Origin of the sequence: Cryobacterium sp. MLB-32 (assembly GCF_000738085.1) — a bacterium.
Classification (GTDB): domain Bacteria; phylum Actinomycetota; class Actinomycetes; order Actinomycetales; family Microbacteriaceae; genus Cryobacterium.
In genome coordinates this window covers 1-900 of sequence record NZ_JPRS01000424.1, presented here as the reverse complement: position 1 = coordinate 900, position 900 = coordinate 1, and the positions used below count along the sequence as shown (strand labels likewise).

1 protein-coding gene is annotated in these 900 nt (G+C 56.9%); it reads right to left on the bottom strand.

The genetic code is table 11. The features are described from left to right. A partial coding sequence (locus tag JF66_RS19105) for a DnaA ATPase domain-containing protein (RefSeq protein ID WP_035880464.1) occupies positions 1 to 796 on the bottom strand: 796 nt, incomplete at its 3' end. Positions 797 to 900 lie beyond the last annotated feature (104 nt).

The window sequence follows — 900 nt, the reverse complement described above, 5'->3', positions numbered from 1 at the left end:
TGATCACGACCTGCTTGTTGTGATCGTGCAGGGTATTGAACGTGTGGAAGAACGCTTCCTGGGTCTCCGCCTTTCCCTGCAAAAACTGGATGTCGTCGATCATCAGGATGTCGATGTTGCGATATCGAGCTTGGAAGGCGGAACCACGGTTATTGGCGATCGAATTGATGAAGTCGTTGGTGAATTCCTCGCTACTCACGTAGCGAACACGGATTCCGGGGTACAGGCTCATCGCATAGTGGCCGATGGCGTGCAGGAGGTGGGTCTTACCCAGTCCTGAGGAACCGTAAACAAAGAGTGGGTTGTAGGCCTTCGCCGGCGCCTCCGCCACGGCCACCGCTGCGGCGTGCGCGAATCGGTTGGACTGGCCGATGACGAAGTTGTCGAAACTGTATTTCGGATTCAGTCGAGTTTCGTGCGGGGGAGTAGGTGTCGTTCCCTCGAAGACCGACTGAACGGCGGCCGGCGCGGAGGCATCGGGAGGTGTTGATGCTTGGTGGAGCGGGCGTAATGACTCCTGCTCGAGTTCAGGGTTGACGACGACGTAAAAAGTCGACACGGCCGTAGCCTCATCCAGCTGTCCCATTGCCGTCAGCAGGGGGACTCTCATCCGCTGGTTGAGCATGCTGGCGGTGAACTCGTTGGGGACCTCGAGGTAGAAAGTACCGGCGGCAATGCCCTTGGGCTCGACCAGGCTGAGAAAGCCGTAGAGCATGGGGGTGATGGACGCATCGGACTCGAGGGTAGTGAGTACCGACTGCCAGGTCTGGGCAATGGGCTGTTCGCCGTCCGGCATGGTTCCTTCAATCTGTGAATTCGTCTTTTCCTATAGTTATCCACCGAATGTGCGCAAAACCGATGAATACTCCGGAATAGTGCACAAACCTGTGGATAACTTCG